We start from the raw sequence: 4,521 nt of genomic DNA, 5'->3' as shown, positions 1-4,521 counted from the left end.
CCATCTCCCCATCCCCCCATCCCCCCATCAATCCAAACGATTAATTTAAATTAAAACATATCCGCTGGATCTGCTGACTGGACTTTACGAGTTGCGATCGCGCCGGAGATGGCACACATAATTACGGTTAAGATAAATACGGTGGTTGCTCTTGCTATGGTCATGGCGATCGGTAAATTGGTAGCTTTTTTTGTCAGTTGATAAAGTCCCAAAGGTAGTAGGGAACCGGGGATAAAACCTAATAGTGCTAAAATTAATGCTTCTTCAAATACTATACCTAATAAGTAAAAATTGCGATATCCCATTGCTTTGAATGTGGCGTATTCTTTCATGTGAGCATTGACATCGGTAGAAAGAACTTGATAAACAATAATTACGCCGACTATAAATCCCATTGCAGTCCCCAAACCAAAGATAAAACCAATGGGAGATTCTGTTGACCAAAAGTTATTTTCAAATTGGATAAATTCTTCATGGGTAAGAACTTTAATATCGTCAAAATCTCTAAATCTATATTTTAAATCATTTGCTATTTCTACGGAGTCATAGCCTTTTTCTACATTAATCAAAGCGAGATTAATGCTGCTGGCTTTTCGTTTGGGAAATAATCTCAAAAAATTATCCCCGCTAGTAATTAAATTACCATCCGCACCAAAAGAAGTTCCTAAAAAAAACAGTCCTCTCAGGTTTACGCTCCGTCCTTCAATTTCTGTATTTACAGTTTTTCCTTGTTCAATTTGAGCTATAACTTCTGTATATTTTCCTTTGGTTCCTCTATCAAATAAGTAAGTATCTGGTAGCTTGATTAATGGCAATTGTTGCTTTAATTCTGGTAAATTCAAAGCTGGTTCATCTGGCTGGATTCCTAATACTTGAATTGTAGTTTCTTTGCGAGTTTGGGGATTTTTCCATTTCACAACATTCACATACATGGGTTCGGCTGATTTCACCCCCTTTATATCTTTTGCTTGATATAATCTTCGTCGCGAAAATGTCGATAAACTCTGCATATTTTTAGCTTTAGGACTAATCAATACAATATCTGTATTTAAAGACCTATTTAGTCGAGTATTACTATCAAATAATGCTCCTTGGAAACCAAGCTGCATAAACATCAAAACATCAGCAAAAGCAATACCCGAAATTGCTACTAATAATCTACCTTTTTCATGATTTAATTGCAGCCATCCTAAAGGAGTCCGCCGCCGTAATTGTTGAATCAACCCAATCATAATTAATTTTAGATTTTAGATTTTAGATTTTAGATTATTTGCACAGAAGTCGGGTTTTTATTACAATTGTCTGATATCACAGATATTTATCCTAAAAACCCGACTTCTCACCGAACAAGCTTTTCCCTCGCAAGCAATTCAGAGCATCTTGCTCGCTATTTATTCCTATAAAACGATTTATTCCTAGGGCGCGACACGTTCCCACTACTTATTAATATTTACTTTCCAACAGAATATTTTTGATAAAAACTTTTTAGATTCAGCAAAAAACAGCAGATAATTATTAACCACTATTTGATATTATTGCTCAATTCTTACTTCAACTTGCAAATTAGTAAACTTGCTTGCTATCTCCTTAGATTTATTATCCAAACGTATACGAACTTCTACAACTTTTGCATCAATATTCTCGCTGGGGTCGGTATTTATAACACTTTGACGACGTATTTTGGAACCAATCCAATCCACCGTTCCTTGTAATTCACTTGGTAAAGAATTACTGGTAATTGTCGCTTTTTGTCCGATTTTAACTTTACTAATATCTGTTTGATAAACTTCCGCATTCGCATACATCTGAGAGGTTTGTCCTATCTCGACAATCCCGTTATTTGAAACAACTTCCCCCCCACGAGTATGTATTTCCAAGACTTCACCAGCTTGGGGACTCCGCACGTATACTTGTTTGAGCTTCTCTTTAGCTTGATTTACAGCCGCTACAGCATCGTTAACTTCGGCGGATGCTGCTTGTACATCTACTGAACGCACTTCTGAAACACTGTTTAATGTCGCTTCCGCTTCGCTAATTTGCTTGCTTCCAGTACTGTTTATCCGTTTTAAAGCAGTTTCGGCTTCGCTAATTTGTTTGGTTCCTGTCGCTTCAATTCTTGTTAAAATAGCTTTTGCTTCACTAAGTTGTTTCTGGGTGGTTTCCATCCCTAAACGCTTGCTATCAAAAACCGAGCGAGATATAGCACCATCCTTATATAGTTTTTCATAGCGTTGATATTCGGCTTGTGCGTTTCTCACTTCCGCTTCAATTCTCTCAATTGTCGCTTGTTGAGCCGCAATATCCCCTTCTAACTGAGCCTTTAAGCGGATAACTGCATCAGCTTGACTCGCTCTGTCACCCTCTAATTGTGCCTCTAAACGAGCGATTGTCGCTTTTTGAGCCGCGATATCACCGCTTTTTGCTCCCGCTCTCACTTTCGCTAAGTTAGCTTGAGCAATTTTTACCTGTTGTTCGGCTTTAACAACATCTGATTGCAGTCTATCTTTGTTATCGAGAACTGCAATTATTTGTCCAGACTCAACTTTGTCTCCCTCCTTCACCAAAAGTTGTTCGACTCGATTTTCTTGACTTGATGTCGGTGCAGAAACCTTAACAATCTCTCCTTTGGGTTCTAAACTTCCTAAAGCCGTAATGACGGTAATTTCAGGTATCCTAACTTCAGCTTCTTTTGCTGCATTATTTTCCGCTGTCTTAAATTGCCTGTAAGTCGTGACACCACCAACAGCAATTGTTGCGGTAATTAACACCATCAACAGCTGCCGAGAACTCGGTTTAAACGAGAAACTATTATTACTATTCGCTGCTGTATCGCGCACCATGGGTGCCTCCTGGATACGATAAGGATAAAAATGGACTAATCGGTTTAGCTATACCTATAAACTAAACTGTATAGTACAATAATGTCAAGGGATATCTAACCAAAGTATGAATTCCCTACTCCCGAATCAACTACTCCCTATGAAAGAATCACAATTATCCGAAAAAGCCGAAGTTATTTTGAAAGGAGCAATACAAGAATTTTTAATCCATGGCTTTGCAGCTACAACCATGGATGGAGTTGCAGCCACAGCTAAAGTATCTAAAACAACGGTGTATAGCTATTTTCAGGATAAAGAAAGTTTATTTTTAGCTTTAATTGAGCGATTAATACAAAAGAAATACCAAGCAGTATTTAATCCCCAAAAAGCTCAATCAATTCATATAGAAGCAAGCATTGTTCTGCATCGTTTAGCAAACAGTATGTTAGAAGCGATGATGGGCGACCAAGAAGCGCTAGGATTATTAAGAATAATTATTGGTGAATCAGGACGTTTCCCCCAATTAGCCCAAGCTTTTCTGCGTAACTTTCAAAAATCGGTTTTAAAAGATTTAACCCAATTATTCGAGTCTCGTACCGAGCTAAATTTACCCGATGCAGAAGTAGCAGCCAGAATATTCATGGGTACATTTATGCACTTCGTGATGACAAGTGAAGTGTTACACGGTAAAGATATTATGCCAATCGAACGAGACAGGCTAATTAACAACTTAATTTATTTATTAACGAGCAATCAAACCGTTACAGCTACAAAACATAAGTCTAATAGATGTAACCGTAGCAATTCGGGTAAATTCGAGCCAGATTACAAATCTGAGCAAAAACGTTTACGTTCCATGAGACTTACTGATACAGCTTGGGAAAAACTAGCGTTAATTGCAAAAGAAAATCAACTCAGCCGCAGTGAAGTTATTGAAATGTTCGCTCGTGGTGAAGGATTGGAGGTTAAGGAATAATTTTTGTATATACATGAGAGTAATACAATTTCAGCTTTGGATAATTTTGTATATACACGGGACGGTGGACAGTTGACAGTTGTTATTTTCCACCATCCACCATCTACTAACCACTATCTACTAACCACTAACCACCATCTACTAACCACCCATAGGTTATAACCAACATAACAAGGGGTTTAAACTGTAACTTAATTTCTTGACACAGTTACCCATTAATACCCAATTTTGGGTAACTATTCGATAAATGTTTCGGTTTTGTTGGATTTTCACTACTCCCTGCATGGTCTAATAAGCAGGGATGCTTCTATATCATTTAAGAAAACAAAGAAATGCCAAAAACAGACAGATGTTTTAAAGTCTTGCCCGCCTCAGCAAGAATTAGACCGTCCTTCAAGCATAGGCGGAGAAAACTTGGTTGGAATATCTCTCAAGCATACGCATCATAATGGATTAAGGAGTTGCCGTGTTACTTGGATTCAAAACTGAACTAAAGCTAAACAACCAGCAGCGCACGGTATTGATAAAGCATTGTGGTGTAGCGCGTCATGCATGGAATTGGGGTCTAAATTTAACCAAGCAGATTCTTGACCACAACAAAGCCAATCCCGATGCCAAAATTAAGTTTCCTAGTGCTATTGACCTACACAAGTGGTTGGTGGCATTGGTGAAATCCGAGAATGAATGGTATTATGAATGCTCCAAATCCACACCACAGCAAGCATT

4 protein-coding genes are annotated in these 4,521 nt (G+C 38.0%); 2 read left to right on the top strand and 2 right to left on the bottom strand.

Translation table 11 applies throughout. The annotated features are described in order from the left end of the window. Window positions 1–50: 50 nt before the first annotated feature. Entirely contained in the window at window positions 51–1,232 is a 1,182-nt protein-coding gene (gene devC / locus IQ247_RS31475; RefSeq protein WP_193926102.1) for an ABC transporter permease DevC, read from the bottom strand. 300 nt (window positions 1,233–1,532) lie between these two features. Further along, window positions 1,533–2,840 carry an ABC exporter membrane fusion protein gene (locus IQ247_RS31470; protein WP_193926100.1) on the bottom strand — a complete coding sequence of 436 codons (1,308 nt, stop codon included), beginning with the start codon at window positions 2,838–2,840 and terminating at the stop codon, window positions 1,533–1,535. A gap of 139 nt (window positions 2,841–2,979) precedes the next feature. Here IQ247_RS31470 and IQ247_RS31465 point away from each other — a divergent pair, with 139 nt between their 5' ends. Together IQ247_RS31465 and IQ247_RS31460 are read left to right on the top strand one after the other, a co-directional pair. Next, the gene (locus IQ247_RS31465) at window positions 2,980–3,795 is read left to right on the top strand and encodes a TetR/AcrR family transcriptional regulator (protein ID WP_228060220.1); all 816 of its coding nucleotides are present in this window, start codon (window positions 2,980–2,982) and stop codon (window positions 3,793–3,795) included. Window positions 3,796–4,261: 466 nt separating this feature from the next. Further along, window positions 4,262–4,521, top strand: a 260-nt coding sequence (locus tag IQ247_RS31460; protein WP_193926096.1) for a helix-turn-helix domain-containing protein, incomplete at its 3' end; no start/stop codon positions are given.

Origin of the sequence: Plectonema cf. radiosum LEGE 06105 (assembly GCF_015207665.1) — a bacterium.
In the GTDB taxonomy this organism is placed as follows: Bacteria; Cyanobacteriota; Cyanobacteriia; order Cyanobacteriales; family Nostocaceae; genus Rivularia; species Rivularia radiosa_A.
Note: the sequence above shows the minus strand (reverse complement) of the source record. Positions and strands in the feature narration are given on the sequence as shown.

Coding starts and splice junctions, on each gene's coding strand:
- devC (WP_193926102.1), bottom strand. CDS start 1,232: ATGATTGGGTTGATTCAACAATTACGGCGGCGGACTCCTTTAGGATGG.
- IQ247_RS31470 (WP_193926100.1), bottom strand. CDS start 2,840: ATGGTGCGCGATACAGCAGCGAATAGTAATAATAGTTTCTCGTTTAAA.
- IQ247_RS31465 (WP_228060220.1), top strand. CDS start 2,980: ATGAAAGAATCACAATTATCCGAAAAAGCCGAAGTTATTTTGAAAGGA.